Source organism: Duganella sp. GW821-FHT07G03, from assembly GCF_059418605.1.
This window is the reverse complement of record NZ_JBWKQE010000009.1, coordinates 80,913-97,613: the sequence shown is the minus strand read 5'-3', so window position 1 is coordinate 97,613 and position 16,701 is coordinate 80,913. Positions and strand designations below refer to the sequence as shown.

At 65.3% G+C, this 16,701-nt stretch carries 14 protein-coding genes; 6 read left to right on the top strand and 8 right to left on the bottom strand.

Features of this window, described 5'->3' with window-relative positions:
* Positions 1 to 18: 18 nt before the first annotated feature.
* The gene (locus tag AC07OK_RS14150) at positions 19 to 576 is read left to right on the top strand and encodes a tetratricopeptide repeat protein (RefSeq protein WP_494690896.1); all 558 of its coding nucleotides are present in this window, start codon (positions 19 to 21) and stop codon (positions 574 to 576) included.
* Between the two features lie 40 nt (positions 577 to 616).
* Positions 617 to 823 (top strand): hypothetical protein, encoded by a 207-nt coding sequence (locus AC07OK_RS14145; protein WP_494690895.1) that lies wholly within the window; start codon positions 617 to 619, stop codon positions 821 to 823.
* An 8-nt stretch (positions 824 to 831) separates the two neighbouring features.
* On the opposite strand, the gene AC07OK_RS14140 is transcribed toward AC07OK_RS14145, so the two are convergent.
* The 5 genes from AC07OK_RS14140 to AC07OK_RS14120 are packed head-to-tail and all read right to left on the bottom strand — an operon-like array spanning position 832 to position 5,209.
* Positions 832 to 1,296, bottom strand: a complete 465-nt coding sequence (locus AC07OK_RS14140; protein ID WP_494690894.1) for a DUF4405 domain-containing protein — start codon at positions 1,294 to 1,296, stop codon at positions 832 to 834.
* Between the two features lie 3 nt (positions 1,297 to 1,299).
* Positions 1,300 to 2,124, bottom strand: coding sequence for an FAD:protein FMN transferase (locus AC07OK_RS14135; protein ID WP_494690893.1), 825 nt, complete (start codon positions 2,122 to 2,124; stop codon positions 1,300 to 1,302).
* Entirely contained in the window at positions 2,121 to 2,657 is a 537-nt protein-coding gene (locus tag AC07OK_RS14130; RefSeq protein ID WP_494690892.1) for an FMN-binding protein, read from the bottom strand. The genes AC07OK_RS14135 and AC07OK_RS14130 overlap by 4 nt, the downstream gene beginning before the upstream one ends.
* 1 nt (position 2,658) lies before the next feature.
* Positions 2,659 to 3,975 (bottom strand): putative porin, encoded by a 1,317-nt coding sequence (locus tag AC07OK_RS14125; protein WP_494690891.1) that lies wholly within the window; start codon positions 3,973 to 3,975, stop codon positions 2,659 to 2,661.
* A 16-nt stretch (positions 3,976 to 3,991) separates the two neighbouring features.
* Positions 3,992 to 5,209, bottom strand: coding sequence for a cytochrome-c peroxidase (locus AC07OK_RS14120; RefSeq protein WP_494690890.1), 1,218 nt, complete (start codon positions 5,207 to 5,209; stop codon positions 3,992 to 3,994).
* Between the two features lie 289 nt (positions 5,210 to 5,498).
* Between AC07OK_RS14120 and AC07OK_RS14115 the strand changes: the two genes are divergently transcribed.
* The 3 genes from AC07OK_RS14115 to AC07OK_RS14105 all read left to right on the top strand — a co-directional run bounded on the left by AC07OK_RS14115 (position 5,499) and on the right by AC07OK_RS14105 (position 9,653).
* Positions 5,499 to 7,715 (top strand): TonB-dependent receptor, encoded by a 2,217-nt coding sequence (locus AC07OK_RS14115; protein ID WP_494690889.1) that lies wholly within the window; start codon positions 5,499 to 5,501, stop codon positions 7,713 to 7,715.
* A gap of 10 nt (positions 7,716 to 7,725) precedes the next feature.
* Positions 7,726 to 8,814, top strand: a complete 1,089-nt coding sequence (locus tag AC07OK_RS14110; RefSeq protein ID WP_494690888.1) for a metallophosphoesterase family protein — start codon at positions 7,726 to 7,728, stop codon at positions 8,812 to 8,814.
* A gap of 101 nt (positions 8,815 to 8,915) precedes the next feature.
* Complete coding sequence (locus tag AC07OK_RS14105; RefSeq protein WP_494690887.1) at positions 8,916 to 9,653, top strand: substrate-binding periplasmic protein; 738 nt, start codon at positions 8,916 to 8,918, stop codon at positions 9,651 to 9,653.
* Here the strand turns inward: AC07OK_RS14105 and AC07OK_RS14100 are convergent.
* On the bottom strand, positions 9,637 to 11,856 hold the full coding sequence (locus tag AC07OK_RS14100; protein ID WP_494690886.1) for an ATP-binding protein: 2,220 nt from the start codon (positions 11,854 to 11,856) through the stop codon (positions 9,637 to 9,639). The two genes, AC07OK_RS14105 and AC07OK_RS14100, sit on opposite strands and share 17 nt — an antisense overlap.
* Before the next feature lie 9 nt (positions 11,857 to 11,865).
* Positions 11,866 to 13,017, bottom strand: coding sequence for a pyridoxal phosphate-dependent aminotransferase (locus AC07OK_RS14095; RefSeq protein WP_494690885.1), 1,152 nt, complete (start codon positions 13,015 to 13,017; stop codon positions 11,866 to 11,868).
* 134 nt (positions 13,018 to 13,151) lie between these two features.
* Here AC07OK_RS14095 and AC07OK_RS14090 point away from each other — a divergent pair, with 134 nt between their 5' ends.
* Entirely contained in the window at positions 13,152 to 14,303 is a 1,152-nt protein-coding gene (locus AC07OK_RS14090) for a branched-chain amino acid ABC transporter substrate-binding protein (protein ID WP_494690884.1), read from the top strand.
* Positions 14,304 to 14,317: 14 nt separating this feature from the next.
* Here AC07OK_RS14090 and AC07OK_RS14085 read toward each other — a convergent pair whose 3' ends face one another.
* Entirely contained in the window at positions 14,318 to 16,621 is a 2,304-nt protein-coding gene (locus tag AC07OK_RS14085; RefSeq protein ID WP_494690883.1) for a TonB-dependent receptor domain-containing protein, read from the bottom strand.
* Between the last annotated feature and the right edge of the window lie 80 nt (positions 16,622 to 16,701).

Genomic DNA, 16,701 nt, shown 5'->3' with positions numbered 1-16,701 from the left:
CTTGAGTAGAGAAAACCCATGCGATTTAAACAAATTCTACTGGCAGGGCTGCTGGCCATGGCTGGCGCAGCGCAGGCCGGTGCGGATCTCCGCATGACGTCGGAGCTGGAAGAACTCGTTGGGCTATACCGGCACGGCGATTATCAGGCCGCGTTCAAGGGCTTGAGCAAGTATGCGCGCAAGGGCGAGGCCTACGCCCAGGGTCTGCTGGGCAAGATGTACGCGGACGGCCAGGGCACGCCGCAGAATGATGCCCTGGCGGTGGAGTGGTTAAGCCGTGCGGCCGCGCGCGGCGACGATTTGGCGCAGAACAGATTGGGCGACATGTACGCGGAGGGCCGCGGCCTGCCCCAGGATCTGGAGAAGGCGGTCGGCCTTTACCGTGAGGCGGCCGAGCAATACAATGCCGCCGCTTGCTACAGCCTGGGGCTGGCCTATGAAGAGGGGCGCGGGGTGGCGGTCGATCACGCGGCGGCGCTCAGGTACTTCCGCCTGGCCGCCAAGCTGGGCAATGCCGGCGCGCAGTACGAACTGGACAACCCGTCGACGGAACCGACGTCGTCTCCGAAACAATAGGCTGCGCACTGGTAAAAACAATACCGGTTGGACCCCGGACATGGCGCTGGGCATACCGCTGTTCGACGAAGCGCACGAGGCGCTGGCGGAACAGATCAAACTGCTGACGCACTGCAAGGACGAGGACTTCAGCGCCGGCCTGGTGCTGCCCTGGTTCCACGCCCACCTGGCCACGGCCGACACGGCGCTCGCCATCGCGCTGCAAATGAGCGGCCTCGATCTCGCCGAGGCGGCCAAGGTCGGCTAGTGCGGCGTCTACGGGTGACGCACGGCCCGGCGTCCGAGCAGCACGTGCAGCACGAACAGCACGGCGGCGGCCAGGCCCACCACCCAATGCACCGACGACCACACTGGCCGGTTGCTTTCGCCGGCCAGGTAGTACAGGCCGAAGCCGCTGGCGGTCAGCGCCAGCATGGCGGCGATCATGCTCCAGCCGGTGCGCAGATTGCGGGCGGCCTTGAGCGCGCGGCGAATATGCGCGTTCATCAGGCTGCCGAGGAAGAACAACATCACCATCGCGGCCGCGCCGTGCAGCTTCATCGACCACGGTTCGAGCGGGTTGATGGTTTCGCCGAACTGGCCGACGGGACGGAAGAAATAGCGCGCCAGCAGCCAGGCGGCGCCGCTCAGCAGCAGGGCGGCGAAGCTGGCGTAGATGCAGCGGCGGTGCCAGCGCTCGACGCGCAGGTTGACGTGGGGACGGGATCGGTGAGTATGCATCGCTCAGATTATAAACGCTGAGGCCTGCAATGCGGCCAGCGCAGGGTGTTGCGCATCGCCGCTGGCCAGCACCACCTTGGTCAGCGCATCGGCCACGGCGCAACGCGGCGCCCGCACCGAGACGCTGATGGCCATCAGCAGCGGCTCGCCGTTGCGGCCATCGACCAGCGCGCTGATTTGGCGGCCGCCGTGCCGGCGCGTCGAGAAGTAGGTGGCCGATGTGGCCAGCGCTTCGTCGCGCAGCGACAGTTGCGCACCGGCGCGCCCCGGCGCCAGCGGGTCGCGCACGACAACCGGCCAATCCAACGGACCGAAGCCGCGCAGGTCGCCGCCGGCGTTGACGCAGCCGCTCTCGGCGCCGGCGCGCCGCAAGGCCGCCACCGCCAGATCGACCGCGTAACCCTTGGCGATGCCGCCCACATCCACCCAGCCATGCGCCAGCTTGCGCACCAGCGGCTCCTGTTCGCAGCGGTAGACGGCCAGCGCCGGTTGATACGTCGGCATCTCTGCGTCGTCGGGGCGCGGCAGGCATAGCCAGTCCACCAGCCGCGGCGCGCAGGCGATGTTGAACAGGCCTTGCGACAGTTCGGCCATCTGCGCCGCCAATTGCAGCACCTGCCAGGTGTGCGGATGCAGCTCCAGCAGTTCGCCCGGCGCGGCGCGGTTCATGCGCGAGACATCGCTGGCGGCGTCATGAAAACTCATCAGCCGGTGCACCAGCGCGACCTCGGCGAACGCCTGCGTGATCGCCTGTGACCGCGCCGGCTGATCGCTGTCGGCAGTGATTTCGACCAGGGTGCCCAACCAGGGCTGGGCGCGCCGTATCATTTTTTCAGCGCCACCTGGGCGACGGCGGCAATGCGCCGCACGCCGTCGGTCAGGTGGGTGCAGGACAGGGTGGCGCCGCTGATGTTGGCGATGCCGTCGCCCACCGCCAAGCCGCCCGTTTGCGCGGACTTGCCGGCGAACTGGCGGCGCCAGGCCGGCAGGCGGATTTCGCCGCCGTGGCTTTCGCGGTAGGTCAGGATCTCGACCTGGCGCACGGTGGCGTCGGGATTGAGGCCGACCGCGTACGAGATCAGCTCGAACTTGCCGATCACGTCGTCGAGCACCATGTAGCCCAGCAGCTTGTCGCCGCTGTAGGCGCCGACCACGCGCCAGTTGACCGAGCGCGCCGCCAGCCCCGCCAGTTTTTCCACCTGCTGCATCTGCGGCAGCGACAGCGCAACGTCCTGTTCGCGGAACGCGCTCGCCTCCGGGAACATCAGCTTCTGCGCCTGTTCCGCGTTCAGGTACTGCGCCGCGAAGGCCGGCGCGCCGGCGGCGCATGCCGCCAGAGGTATCCAGAGTCGGTAGCGCATATCAGTACGCGAAGCCCATGCCCAGGTTCAGGCGGTCGCGCGACTTGTCCTCCTTGAACCACTGGTAATCGGCCTTCAGCACCACGCCTTCGCCGACCTTCAGGTTGGCGCCGACGGTGGTGACCTTTTCATCCGGCGACGCGGCTACGCCCAAGCCCTGCGGCACGGCGGCATAGCTCTTGGCGGTGTTGAACTGCTCGTAGCGCGCGAAAGGACTGAGCGTGTAGTCGCCCGCTTGCAGCAGGCGGTAGGCTGCCTGGGTGTACCAGCCGGCGAAGCTCTTCGGTACCGGCGTCGGATTGCCGACCAGGGTCTCGTTGAGCGCTTCGGTATTGCTGATCTGGCCCCGCGCGTACAACGCCGACAGGTCCCAGCTGCCCGGCGTGTAGCGGGTGTGCAGGTCGACCATCGTGATGCGGGCGTCGTTGGCGGTGAAGCCGTCGGCCTTGTGGCCGGCCTTGCCGGTGAAGATGGAGCCGCCCACCAGCAGGCCCGGTACGCCGCGCCAGTTCAGCGCCGCGTGCACGCTCAGGTCGCGCGACTTGGCCTGCTGGCCTTCCTGGTGGATGGAGCCGAGCGGCGATTCGCGGCCGTCGCTGCCGGCGGCGTCCCATTTGCCCAGGTCGAAGCCGGTGGTGATGCCGGTGTCCCAGGTCAGGCCGTTGGCGGTGTCGCCGGACAGGCTCACGCCCACTTCGCGCCAGGTCGACGGGATGATCGCCGTCTCGACGAAGTTGCGCTCGACGCCGTAGTAGGCGGTCGGCTCGTGGTTGGTGTTCAGCAGGCCCATGGGAATCAGGTACAGGCCGACCTTGCTGCGCAAGCCGTTGCCGAATTCGCGCTCGACGTACAGCTGTTCGACTTCGCTCTCGCCCTTGTCGCTGGCGGAAACGACGGCGTGTTCCCATTCGAATTCGGCGACCATCTTGGTCTTCGGGTCGAAGCGGTGCTCGATGCCGATCACGGCGCGGCGCACGTCGGCCTGCGCGCCGCTGGCGTTCTTGCTCGGACGGTTGTAGTTGATTTCGCCGTAGGCGCCGAAGACGGTGGCCGGCGCCGACGGTACTTCCACCGCGGCCAGGGAGACCGGCGCGCTCACCCGCGCGGCGGCCGGTGGCGGCGCCGAGGCCAGCGCCTGCTGGCGTTGTTCCACCGCTTCGGTTTTTTTGACGCTGGCTTTCAGCTCGGCCTTCAGCTGTTCCAGTTCGGCGGCCATCTTGTCGATGCGGGCCAGCAGTTCGGCCTCGCCTGCGGTGGCGGCGAAAGGCGCGCTGAGGAAAGCGGCGGCGAGGGCGGTGGCGATCAGGTGCTTGTTCATGTTCAGGTCTCTGCGATTAAGGGTTGGATTTGTAGCCGTCGGTCAGCGTGCCGAGGAATGTGACGACATCGTCGATCTCGCCGGGCGACAGCGCCGGCGCCATGCCGGGCTGGCGGTTGTAGGGCACTTCGGTGGTGTTGACGTTCTTGCGGTATTGCGGCGGCAGGTCGTTAAACTTCTGCACCACGCCGTCGGCGCCGGTCGGGTACCACTCTTCCGGATTGGTGTCGCGCCGCACGTAGAAGGCCACGACGTCCTTCAGGTTGTCGAAGGCGCCGTTGTGGAAGAAGGTCTGGCGGGTGGCGACGTTGCGCAGCGTTGGCACCTTGAAGGCGCCACACAAGTCGGCGCGCGCGGCCAGGTCGGTGCGGTCAGGGCCGCACAGGCCAAGGTCGAAGTAGGTGGGATCGGCGGTCGCCGCCAGCTTCTTGTTGCGCGGCACGCCGAGATTGTCGAACGTGAAGTCGGTGAACAGCGGCGCTGCACCGTCGGCCCCGCGCGCACTGGTGTGGCAGCCGATGCAATTGCCTTTGGCCGGATCGTTGAACAGCGCCAGGCCGCGCAGCTCCGGGTCGGACAGCTTCACTTTACCGGCCAGGAATTGGTCGTACTTGGAATCGAAGGGGTGGAAGGCCTCGTCTTCCAACTGGAATTTTTGCAGCGCGAAGGTCATGCGGCCAAAGGCCTGTTCGGCGTTGTCCAGGATCGCGGCGCCGAATTGGGCGCGGAACTGTTCGACGTACGGGGCCTTCTTCAGTCTATCGATCACCTCCTGCTTGCTGGCGTTGGCCATTTCGTGCGGCGCCAGGAAGGGGCGCTCGGCCTGTTCCGCCAGGCTTTGTGCGCGGCCGTCGCGGTCGATGCCGCCGGTTGGCGTGCCGTCCTTGGCGAAGAAGAAGGCCGGGTTCTGGTTCAGGTAGCGCAGCGACGGCGCGGCGCGGAAGCCCTGCACGTCGCCGTTGGCGCCACCCAGCTGGGCGGACAGGTTGTTGGTCGGGCCGTGGGCGTTGTCCGGGCTGTGGCAGGTGGCGCACGATTGCTTGCCGGAGGCCGACAGCGACTGGTCCTTGAAAATCAGTTCGCCCAGCCGGGCGGCCTGGCTCAGGTCTGCCTTAACGACGGGCGGCGTCGGCGACGGCGCGGCGGTGCCGCCGCCACCGCCGCTGCACGCGGCCAGGCTGGCCAGCAGCAGTGCGGCGGGGAGGCGGGCGACGCGGGAATAGTGTGTAAGCATGCGTTTTTGGTAAATGGGAATGACAACAATTCGCATTATCCACGATACCTTGGTTTTATGCCAATCCGGCAATCCAGCTGTGGTTTATTTTTCCTGCCGGATAATGAATGAGTATTAATCTCATTCATGTTGACGGTTTAATTCTGCGTTAATTTACGCTCTGCTAGAATCGCCGCCGTGCGCTATTTGGCCTGTACATGGGCAACGATGTATCAATGCGATTCATGATGCTGTCATAATTTGTTCTTAGACTTTCCGGTTTTCACACCCCCGCAAACTGGAAAGTCATATGAAGAATCCGAAGCAGCACTTGATCTTGTCGACGATGTCGGCCCACGTTCTGGCCGCGTTGACCCTGATGTCCGGCGGCGTGCAGGCGCAAACCGCCGCGCCGACCATCGAGGATGTGCCGGTATCGAATACCGCGCTGGATTCGGAAGCGATTAAAAGCCGCGTGGTGATCACCGGCTCCAACGCCGCCAACCGCGCGCCGGTGCAGGCCTCGTTGAAGGCGACGCAGCCGCAGTCCATCATCACCGCGACCTTCATCGAGCAGGCGGTCACGCCGCTGGCGGACTTCAACGCGGTGGCGCGCATCGCGCCGAGCGTCGGTTCCGGCCTGTCGTCCAACGGCCCAGGGCTGGGCGAATCGAAGGTCACGCTGCGCGGCTTCCAGGACGGCGAGTACAACGTCACCTACGACGGCATTCCCTTCGGCGACACCAACAATCCCACCCACCACTCGACCTCCTACTTCCCGGCCCGCATCATCGGCGGCATGGTGATCGAGCGCGGACCGGGCAACGCCAGCAACCTGGGACAAGCCACCTTCGGCGGTTCGATCAACCTGTTCTCCAAAGAGCTGGCGACCGAATTCCGCTTTTCGCCTTATGCCACCTACGGTTCCTGGAACACCAAGATCCTCGGCGCGGAGATCGACTCCGGCCAGCTGGAGCAGTTCGGTGACGCACGCATGATGTTCAACGCCTCGCGCCTGACCAGCGACGGCTACCAGACCTACAGCGGCGTCAAGGAAGACAACTACCAGTTCAAGTTGCAGAAGCCGCTGGGCAAGGACACCATGCTGACGGTGTTCTCGACCTATAACAAGATCCACAGCTATGTGCCGGACAAGGCCGGCGTCACGCTGGCCCAGGTCGCGCTGTTCGGTAAAAACTACTCGCTCAACAACGACAAGACCAGCCAGAACTACTACGGCTACAACTACAACGACAAGCGCACCGACTTCGAATACATCCGGTTGCAATCGAACCTGGACGGCGGTTGGGTGATCGACAACACGCTCTACACCTACGCCTACGACAACAACACCTTCTCCGGCCAGGACGCCAGCGGCGCCACCGCCAACGGCACCAAGGCCGGCGCGGCCGGCAACAAGAACGTCCCCGGCTACAACAAGCTCAATTCCTATCGCGTCAACGGCGACATCTTCAAACTGACCAAGCAGCTGCCAGCGGGCCTGCTGCGCGCCGGCGTCTGGCTGGAGAGCTCGGACACCGAACGCCACACCTTCGATCTGGACTGGACGCTGAACGCACCGAACCCGAAGGAAGCGACCGCGCCGAAAGACGTTTCGTACAACCAGAACTCGTCGTGGAAGCAGTACCAGCCTTTCGTTGAATTCGAATGGGCGGTGGCGCCGCAATGGACCGTGACGCCGGGCCTCAAGTACGTCAACTTCAAGCGCTCGCTGGATGCGGTGGTCAACCAGGGCACGCGCATCCCGACCAAGGCCGACCAGACCTACAACACCACCTTGCCGTTCCTGACCGCGAACTACGCCGTCAACAAGGAGTGGTCGGCTTACGGCCAGGTGGCGCGCGGCTTCCTGGTGCCCGACCTGTCCATGTTCTACGTGAATAACCCGAACCTGAGCACGCCCAAGCCGCAGACCTCCACCAACTACCAGCTGGGCACCGTGCACCAGTCGGGCAACCTGACCTTCGATGCGGACATCTACTACATCGATTTCAACAACAAGATCGCCTCGACCGGCACCGGCAATGACCTGGTCTACTACAACCAGGGCGGTGTGGTCTACAAAGGTATCGAAGGCGCGGCGACCTACTATGTCGGCAGCGGTTTCTCGCTGCATGCCAACGGTTCGGTCAACAAGGCCGAAGCCAAGGACACCGGCCTGCAGATCGCCAAGGTGCCGAAATCGACCGCCGCACTGGGCCTGCTGTACAAGGACCACGGCCTGTATGGCTCGCTGATCGCCAAGACCAACGGCAGCCAGTACGCCAAGGACGGCGAACCTGCCGCCTACCAGATCGGCGCCTACACGGTGACCGACTTCACGGCCGGCTACCGCTGGCGCGTGGGCGGCGTCGTCAAGATGCTCAAGGTGCAGGTCGGCGTGAACAACGTCTTCAATAAGCAGGACGCGATGTCGATCAGCGCGAACAGCAAGGGCGCGGCGTTCGACCAGTACACCTTTGTGCCTGAGCGTAGCTGGACCGTGTCGCTCAATGCCGACTTCTAAGATGGCTGGCATGCGCATATCCACGATGCTGTGTTGCGCGGCGCTGGTGCTGGTGTTGGGCCAAGGCGCCGCGACGGCGGCGGCCGACCCGGTGGTGATGTCGTTCGCCACCGTGGGCGACTCGCGCGCCGATCCGGCCAGCGCCGCGACGGCGCAGGACAAGGTCTACCTGCAAAATACCCGCGCCTTGTCGCGCATCCTGCGCGAGATCCAGGCGGCCAAGCCGAAGGCCTTGTTCTTCAACGGCGACATGATCATGGGTTACACCGCCGACAAGAGCGCGATCGCCCGCCAGTACGCTTACTGGCGCGGCATGACGGCGGGCTTGATGGAAAGCGGCACCTACGTGGTGCCGGTGACCGGCAACCATGAAATGCAGTTCAAGGACAAGGACGCAGCCGGCAAGACCACCAAGATCGCGCGTCTTGAAAATGAAGAGCTGTGGCGCGAAAGCATGGGCGACCTGATACTGGATACGGCCCGCTGGAAGGCCGTCACCGGCATCGAGGCCGGTGCCTTCGAGGCCGGCAACGCGCCGCCGGCGGGTGGGCCGGATGGCAACCAGACCAGCCAGTCGCAGTTGACGTTCTCCTTCGATGCCGGCGGCAGCCACTTCGCCGTGATCGACACCGACCCGGTAGGCAACGACGGCCACGGCCCGGCGCACTGGCTGGCGGAGGACTTCCGCCAGGCCAAGGCGCGCGGCGCCAGGCGCTTCTTCGTGTTCGGCCACAAGCCGGCCTACACCTACTACTTCAAGGACGGCGTGGAGGCGGACGGCATGGACATCTATCCGGACAACGCCAAGGCCTTCTGGCAGGTGATGGAACAATACGGCGGCGCCTACTTCTGCGGCCACCAGCACATCTTCAACGCGCAGCAGCCGGCGCGCGCCGACGGCGGCAAGGCGTGGCAGGTGATGGTGGGTTCCGGCGGCTCGCCGTTCAGCGCCAAGGCCGGGGACAGCCGCAATCCGCAGGACCGGGCCTACGCCTGGGCGTTGGTCAAGGTGCATGCCAGCGGCAAGGTGGGTATCGAGGTGTACGGCTTCGACGAACACTACGGCAAAACCAAACGGCTGAAAACCATCCAGTTCTGAGCCGGGCCACCGCGTCGCCGGCAATTGGTGACGAGGCGGTAAGCTCGCGCTACAATGGGCCGATGCTACGTGTGCCGACCAGGGTTGTTGTACTCAGTGCGATGTTGTCCTTGCTGTCAACGGCCGGGGGTGTCGGTGCGTCCGAAATCCGTACAGCAGCCCAGCAGGGCACCGAGCCAAAATTCCAGAACGCCGGCGCGGCGGGCGGTCGGGTGGTCGGCATTTGCATCGACATCATGCGCGCCGTCGAGAGGTTGGATCCCGGCCTGAAATTCGTCGGGGACCAGTTCTGGCAGCCCTTGCCCCGTATTTACTCCAGTTTGGACCGTGGCGTGCAGGATGCTTCCTGCGGTCTTTCGCATTCGGCTGAACGGGACAAGAAATATTTGTTTATCGGTCCGCCGTTGTTCTCGATCCGCTACTACCTGATCGCGCGCAGCGACGACGCGGCGGTGGTCGCCAACTGGGACGACCTGCGCAAACTGGCCCCGGACAATGTGGTGCTGGCCAATCGCGGCTTCGCCGCCGTGATGGTGCTGGAGTCTGCGGGCGTCGACAAAATCGATGCCGGTGCCGCCGATCCTAAACTTAACCTGCAAAAGCTGCTGGCCCACCGGGGCCGCTTCTTCCTCCATCGGACGCCAGGTTTGCAGGCGGTGCTCGACCGCTCAGGCCTGGCCGCCAAATTCAAGATCCTGCCGACCGTCATGGCTGTCAGCCCTTTGTATTTCGTCGTCGGCAGGCAGGTCGATCCGGCGGTGGTCGAGCGCCTGCGTACAGCCTTGCAGACGCTGGAGAAAAGCGGAGAGCTCGAACGTATCGCTAAGTCGTGGGAGTAGCCGGCGATAATTTGCCGATCAACGCCAGCAGCGCGTCGACATCGACCGGCTTGACGAAGTAGTGGTCGAAGCCGGACTCGCTGGCCAGGTCGCGGTCTTCGCGGCTGCCGTAGCCGGTCACCGCCACCAGCGTGGCGTTGGCCGTTTGCGGCAGTTCGCGCAGGCCGCGCGCCAGCTCGTTGCCACTGAGGTCGGGCAGGCCGATATCGAGCAGGCAGAGTTCCGGCGACGTGCGCTGGGCGATCTCCAGCGCTTCCAGCGCGGTATGCGCGACCAGCACCTCGTGGCCGGAGGCGTCGAGCAGTAGTTGCAGCGTCTGCGCGGCGTCGATGTTGTCGTCCACCACCAGCACGCGCAGCTTGGCGCCGGCGGCGGCAGGCCCGGCCATCGCCGGTGCATGCTGGCCCGGCCCACCCGGCAACGTGATGGTGAAGGTGCTGCCTTGCTGCTCGCCCGGACTGTCGGCGGAGACGCTGCCGCCATGCAGCTCCACCAGTGATTTGACCAGCGCCAGTCCCAGTCCCAGCCCGCCTTGCGAGCGGTCGGGATTGCGGTCGGCCTGCGCGAACAACTCGAACACGCGGGCGCGCAGCTCCGGCGCCATGCCGATGCCGGAATCGCCGACCACCAGCCGCACCACGCCGTCTCCGCCCTGTACCGCCAATGTGATGTCGCCGTCGACCGCGGTGTATTTTGCCGCGTTGTTGAGCACATTGACCAGCACCTGCACCAGCCGTTTGTGGTCGCCGCTGACTTGCTGCGGCAGCTCCGGCAGCGACAGTTTGAACTGCTGATGCTTGCTCTTGAATAGCGGCTCCGCCTGCTCGACGGCGTCGGCCACCACGTCGGCCACGTTGAGCGGCACACGCGTCACCGTCACCAGCCCGCGGGTCACGCGCGACACGTCGAGCAGGTCGTCGACCAGGCGCGTCATGTGGTGCACCTGGCGCACGATGATGCTGGCCGTGCGCTCGACCGCCGCAGCGGTGGCGTGGCCGCTTTGCAGCAGCTGCGCGCCGGCGCTGATCGGCGCCAGCGGGTTGCGCAACTCGTGCGCCAGCATCGCCAGGAATTCGTCCTTGCGCTGGTCGGCCAGGCGCAGCTGGCTTTCCGCCTTCATGTGTTGTAGTTCCTTGGCCTGCAAGGCTTCGGCCATCGCGTCCAGCGCGCGCGCCAGTTCGCTGATTTCCTCGTTGCCGTAGACGATGCCGCTGCGCGCGCCCAGCGTGCCGGAGGCGATGCTGTTGGCGGTGGTGGCCAGGCGCTTGACCCGGCGCAGCACCAGCACGTCGCCGACAAACCAGGCCGCCAGCAGCGCCAGCGCCAGCGTGACGGCCAGCGCCGACATGTCCAGCAGCTGGTCGTGGCGGGCGGCGGCGGTGATGTCGTCGGCCGGAATGCCGATGGTGACGGTGTAGTCGGACAAGCCGTTGTTGCCGACGCGGGCAAAGCGGTGCAGGCGTTCGACGCCGTCCGGTCCGGTCAGCAGCACCGGCTTGCCCGGTTCGCCGGCCATGGCGGCCCGCATTTCCGGCCATATCATCTGGCCGAACCATGGCTCCGGGTTGGGCTTGCGTGAAATGATCTTGCCTTCCGAGTCGGACGTCAGCAGCAGCGATCCGGGCGGCAGCTTGATGTCGGCCACGAAGCGATCCAGCTTGGTCAGGTCCAGCGCGGCGAACACCACGGCCCTGACCTGGTCGCCGTCGCCGAACAGCGGGTAGGTGAGGTTGACGGTGTGCTTCTGGATCACGCGGCCGAACACGTAGCCGCCGGCCACGAAGCGGCGCAGGTGCACGCTGCGGCGGAAGTGCGAGCGGTCGGCCAGGTTGACCGGCGTGGCCGAGGGGATGGCGCTGCAGGTGACGTCGCCGTTCAGCTGGATCAGGCCCAGGTTGGCATAGTCGGGATTCTGCTGCCGGATATTGGCCAGCAGGCGGCTGCAATGGGCCTGGTCGCCCATCAGGTCGGGAATGCTGGCCAGGTCGCGCAGGATCTGGCGCGCGCCCTCGATCGATTGCGCTTCGTTGGCGGCGGCCAGGTTGGTCAGGCGTTGCAGGTTCTCTTCGGCCACCTGCACCGCGTGCTGGCGTTCGCGCAAGCCGCTGACCAGCGTCATCACCGCGATGGGGGCGATCGCCAGCGCCACCAGCAGGATCAGGCGGCTGCGCAAGCTATTGAGTTGGAAGAGAAGAAAGGCCATGCTGGGTGCTTAACGGGCCCGATAACGTGCGTTGCCGTAGCGGATGATCGCTTGCACGCCGCGCCGCAGCGTGGCGATGTCGTCCGAAATATAACCGATGCGGATAAAGCCGGGCGCACCCAAGGCTTCGCCAGGCATCAGCGCCACCGAGTATTCGTTCAACAGCTCCTCGGCGAAGCGCCGGGTGTCCATGGTCAGCGCCGAGACGTCGCCCCACAGATAGGGGCCGGAGGCCGGGCAGCGCATGGTCATCCAGGGCAAGCCATGCACCATGTCCAGCACCAGGTCGCGGCGCTGGCGGTATTCATGCAGCATCGCCGTCGGTTCGCCCGATTCGAAGGCGGAAGCCAGCGCCAGCTGGATCAGCATGGGCGCGGCGGCGGTGATCGGGCCTTGCAGCGTCTCCATGGCGGTGACGATGTGGGGCGGCGCCACCGCGAAGCCGGCGCGCCAGCCCATCATCGCATAGCTTTGCGAGGCGGAATAGATGCTGACGATGCCGATCTGCTGCCAGTCCGGCCGCGCGGCCAGGCTGGTATGGACGCCTTCGAAGATCAGCTTTTCGTAGCTTTCGTCGACGACGGCGCGGGTGCCGGTGCGTTTGAGCCAGCCGGCGATGCGTTCGATGTCGTCGGCCCGCAGCACGCCGCCGGTGGGGTTGTGCGGATTGTTGAGGATCAGGATCTTGGCCGGCGGCAGGCTGTCGAGGAATTCGGTGCTGACGGTGGCCGGCAAATCGACCAGCAGCGGCTCCAGTCCCAGCAGCTTGCAGGTGGTGACGTAGGCCGGCCAGTGCGGCTTGAAGATGATGACGGCGTCGCCGGGATCGGCCATCACGTACAGCGCCTGGTACAAGGCCTGCTTGGCGCCGTTGGTGACGATGATTTCGCTGGCGCTGGCGGCGATGCCGTTCTCGCTGGAGACCTTGGCGGCCAGGCGGGCGCGGATGGCGGCGTCGCCACCGACCGTGGTGTAGGGCAGGGAGGGTTGTTTCAGACCGTCGCGCACCGCTTGCAGCACGCTTTCCGGCGCCTGGAAATGCGAAATCGCAATGGAGAAGTCAATCACGTCCTCGCCGCGCGCCTTCATGGCGTCGACCCGGCCGTGCATTGCGGTGGTCGCCAGCGGCTTGGAGCGGGCGATGCGTTGTGATGTTTCCATGCAAAGTGTCTCTATGGCAAATGTTTCGATTTGTTATTCTACTTCAGATAGAGAAGTCAGTACGCACGACTGCACACATATTTGCCTGGTGGTATCCTTGTCCAATTCACCAGTGAGGATGGCTCAATAATCTTATGCGATCAACAATAAAAATAGCTGGCCAGGCGCTTGCGCTGGCCGTCGTTGCCAGCGGCGCGCAGGCGGAACAGATCATCAGGATCGGCCACGTGGCGGCGACTTCGGGGCCGATCGCCCATTTGGGCAAGGACAATGAGAACGGCGCGCGCATGGCGGTCGACGAGCTCAACGCCAGGGGCGTGCTCATCGGCGGGAAGCAGTACAAGATCGTGTTGCAGCCGGAAGACGATGCCGCCGATCCCAAGCAGGGCACCACCGCCGCGCAGAAACTGGTGGACGCCAGGGTCAACGGCGTGATCGGCCACGAGACGTCGGGCACGACGATCCCGGCTTCGCGGATCTATCACGACGCCGGCATTCCGCAGATCTCGCCGTCGGCCACCAATCCGCAGTACACGCGCCAGCATTACGAGACCGCGTTCCGCAACATCGCCAACGACGAGCAGCTGGGTGCCGCGTTGGCCCGCTACGCGATGCGGAATGTGAAGGCCAAGCGCATCGCCGTGATCGACGACCGCACCGCCTATGGCAAGGGACTGGTCGATGAATTCGTCAAGAACGTCAAGCGTTCTGGCGGCGCGTCGGGCACGACCGTAGTGTCGACCCAGTTCACCACCGACAAATCGACCGACTTCAGCGCCATCCTCACGGCCATCAAGGCGACCAGGCCGGATATGGTGTTCTTCGGCGGCATGGACGCGGTGGCCGGGCCGATGCTGCGCCAGATGAAGGCGCTGGCGATTCCGCTCAAGTTCATGGGCGGCGATGGCATGTGTTCGGATTCGGTGCCGCGCCTGGCGGGGGACGCCATGAGCGACGGCCAGGTGATCTGCGCCGAGGCGGGCGGGGTCGAGCCGTCGCAGGAAAAGGGCATGGCCGATTTCCGCGCCGCCTACAAGAAAAAATTCGGCATCGACGTCGAGACCTACGCGCCATACGCCTACGATGCGCTGATGACGATGGTCGAAGCGATGCAGAAAGCCGGTTCGCCGGAGCCGGCCAAGTATTTGCCGGCGCTGGCTGGCATCACCCACAAAGGCGTGACCGGCAACATCACCTTCGACGCGCGCGGCGACGTGAAAGATGGCGTGCTGACGATCTACACCTTCCGCAACGCCAAGCGCGAAAAAGTGGCGGTGATGAAATAACAACCCCCGTGGTTTTAGCCTTCCGACGGGCCGCCGCGGCCGGGGCCGCCCGGCGGCGGGCTGAAGCGTGGCTCGTTGTGCGTGTCGGCCGCCGTGGCGGCGCCGCCCAGGCGGTAGGACAGGCCCAGGTAGAACACCCGGCCGTCGAAGCGGCGGGTGCTGGTCTCGCGCAGCATGGCGCTGTTGATCACGGTCTCCATCTTGTTGGTACTGAACAGGTCGGTGACCGTGCCTACCAGGCTCAGACGTGGTGTCACGGCCTGGCGCACGCTCAGGTTGAAGGTGTTGTTCGGCGAGCGGTAACCCTGGCCGGACAGCGTCTTGCCCTGCATTTGCAAGGCCATCTGCACTTGCGTGGCGGCGCTGTACGCATAGTTCAGGCGCACGCGGCCGCTCAGCGAGTTGGCCGTGCGGGTGACCAGGGCGCCGCTGTCGTCCTGCGTGGTCTGCTGGCTGCGCGCCAGGTTGCCGCTGGAGTTCAGCGTCAGCGACGGCGTCAGCTTGCCGCTGACGGTGAATTCCAATCCGCTCGCATGACTGCCTTCGCCGTTCTGGCGCGTGGTCAGCAGCACGTTGTTGGCGATGAAGGTGCGGTAGTCGACGATGGCGTCGGTGTCCTTGCGGTAGTAGCCGCGCAGATTGGTTTCCAGCGCGCCGACCTTGGTTTCGTAGCCCACTTCGAACGAGTCGGTCTTGGTCGGCTTGAGCATCGGATTGCCGGACGAGACGTTGAACTCGTCGCGATACACCACGTAGGGATTGAGGTCGTTGGCGTTCGGGCGGCGGATGCGGCGCGCGTAGGCCAAGCGCATGTTGGCCGTCTCGCTCGCCTTGTAGGTGGCGAACAGGCTAGGGATCAAATTGGTGTAGTTGTTCTTCGCCTCGACGCCGCTGGTGATCTGGTGGATGTCCATGCCGGTGTGCTCGGTGCGCAGGCCGCCCAGCACGCCCCAAGTATCGTTCAGCTTGAGCTGGTAGGAGCCGTACAGCGCGACCACCGTCTCTTCCAGCTCATAGCGGTTGCTGCGCGCCGGGTTGACCACGGCGACCGAGCTCAACGGATCGATGTCGGTGTACAGCGTGTCGAAGTTGTTCTTGTTGGTGGCGACCTTGTAGCCCGCCTTGAGGCTGCCGCCGGCCAGCGGCCGCTCGTAGTCGCCGGTGAAGTCGACGATGTGGCTGCTGTTGTCGTTGCGCTGGTGGGCGCGGCTGTCCGGCAGGATGCCGCCGGCGTAGTCGTTGGCGTAGGCGCTGTTGCTGTCGTTCTCGGAGGCCGACACGCGCAGGTCGATCTTCAGCGTCTCGTTCGGCAACTGGCCTTTGTGGTCGTAGCGCCCGCCCCAGCTGAAGTTCTTGGCGTCGCCGTCGCGCGCGGTGGTGCGCACGTAGTCGGTGGCGGGGAAGCCGGCGGTGGCGCCGTTGACGTAGTGGTCGACGCCGCGCTGGTCGTTGCCGCGGCCCATGTAGGTGGCGCTCGCGGTCAGCGTGTCGCTCTGGTCCAGGTTGTAGCTGACGGTGCCGTTCGCGCCGCCCATGTCGTTCAGGCCGGCGCCGGACGAGCTCTGGCTGCTGTGCACGAAGGCGCCGGTCGCCGGATCGAGCCGGTCGCGACTGACCACGGCGGTGGAATTGCGGCCGTCATGCCGCACGTTGACGCCGCCCTGGAAGCCCCACGGCCCCTCGTTGTAGCTGCCCGACGCGGCGCTGTTGTAGCGCCCGGCATAACCGGCGTTGGCGTTGAGGTTGGCAAAGCCGCCCGGCTTGCGGTTGCGGCGCATTACCAGGTTGAGGATGGGGCCGCCGCCGGCCTCGTTGCCGAACTGCGCGCCGGGATTGTTGATCACTTCGACCGATTCGATATCGTCGGCGTTCATCGCCTGCAGCGTCGGGCCGCGGTTGTCGCCCTGCAGCATGGCGGACGGCTTGCCGTCGACCAGGATCTGCACATTGCTGCTGCCGCGCAGCGTGACCGTGCCGTCCGGATCGACCGCCACCGACGGCACGTTGTTCAACGCGTCGGCGGCGGTGCCGTTGGTGCTGCTGATGTCGGACTTGACGTCGTACACCTGGCGGTCGATGCGGTTGGTCGGCCGTTCGCCGGCCACCGTCACCGACGGCAGCACCGGCGCCGGTTCCCTGGGCTTGGCCGTGGTGGTCGGCTTGGCGTCCGGTTTGTCGGCGGCAGGCTGGGTTTGGGCGAGGGCGGTCAGCGGCGCGGCGAGGCAGGCGGTCAGGAATATCTTGTGCATGGTGGGGCGGCCCGATGCATCGGCGCCATCTTGTTCGTCGTTGAAAGGCTGCCATTTTACAGTCGGCATAAGTAAGAATGATTGCTATTTACAATACTTTACTTAACATGTTGGACGCGGGCTAAAATAGCGGCCATCACATAGGAGGA

What these genes read in the sequence shown, in the direction of transcription:
- AC07OK_RS14125 (WP_494690891.1), bottom strand. Translation starts at nt 3,975, where the DNA reads ATGAACAAGCACCTGATCGCCACCGCCCTCGCCGCCGCTTTCCTCAGC.
- AC07OK_RS14105 (WP_494690887.1), top strand. Translation starts at nt 8,916, where the DNA reads ATGTTGTCCTTGCTGTCAACGGCCGGGGGTGTCGGTGCGTCCGAAATC.
- AC07OK_RS14140 (WP_494690894.1), bottom strand. Translation starts at nt 1,296, where the DNA reads ATGCATACTCACCGATCCCGTCCCCACGTCAACCTGCGCGTCGAGCGC.
- AC07OK_RS14100 (WP_494690886.1), bottom strand. Translation starts at nt 11,856, where the DNA reads ATGGCCTTTCTTCTCTTCCAACTCAATAGCTTGCGCAGCCGCCTGATC.
- AC07OK_RS14130 (WP_494690892.1), bottom strand. Translation starts at nt 2,657, where the DNA reads ATGCGCTACCGACTCTGGATACCTCTGGCGGCATGCGCCGCCGGCGCG.
- AC07OK_RS14150 (WP_494690896.1), top strand. Translation starts at nt 19, where the DNA reads ATGCGATTTAAACAAATTCTACTGGCAGGGCTGCTGGCCATGGCTGGC.
- AC07OK_RS14090 (WP_494690884.1), top strand. Translation starts at nt 13,152, where the DNA reads ATGCGATCAACAATAAAAATAGCTGGCCAGGCGCTTGCGCTGGCCGTC.
- AC07OK_RS14135 (WP_494690893.1), bottom strand. Translation starts at nt 2,124, where the DNA reads ATGATACGGCGCGCCCAGCCCTGGTTGGGCACCCTGGTCGAAATCACT.
- AC07OK_RS14085 (WP_494690883.1), bottom strand. Translation starts at nt 16,621, where the DNA reads ATGCCGACTGTAAAATGGCAGCCTTTCAACGACGAACAAGATGGCGCC.
- AC07OK_RS14095 (WP_494690885.1), bottom strand. Translation starts at nt 13,017, where the DNA reads ATGGAAACATCACAACGCATCGCCCGCTCCAAGCCGCTGGCGACCACC.
- AC07OK_RS14110 (WP_494690888.1), top strand. Translation starts at nt 7,726, where the DNA reads ATGCGCATATCCACGATGCTGTGTTGCGCGGCGCTGGTGCTGGTGTTG.
- AC07OK_RS14120 (WP_494690890.1), bottom strand. Translation starts at nt 5,209, where the DNA reads ATGCTTACACACTATTCCCGCGTCGCCCGCCTCCCCGCCGCACTGCTG.
- AC07OK_RS14145 (WP_494690895.1), top strand. Translation starts at nt 617, where the DNA reads ATGGCGCTGGGCATACCGCTGTTCGACGAAGCGCACGAGGCGCTGGCG.
- AC07OK_RS14115 (WP_494690889.1), top strand. Translation starts at nt 5,499, where the DNA reads ATGAAGAATCCGAAGCAGCACTTGATCTTGTCGACGATGTCGGCCCAC.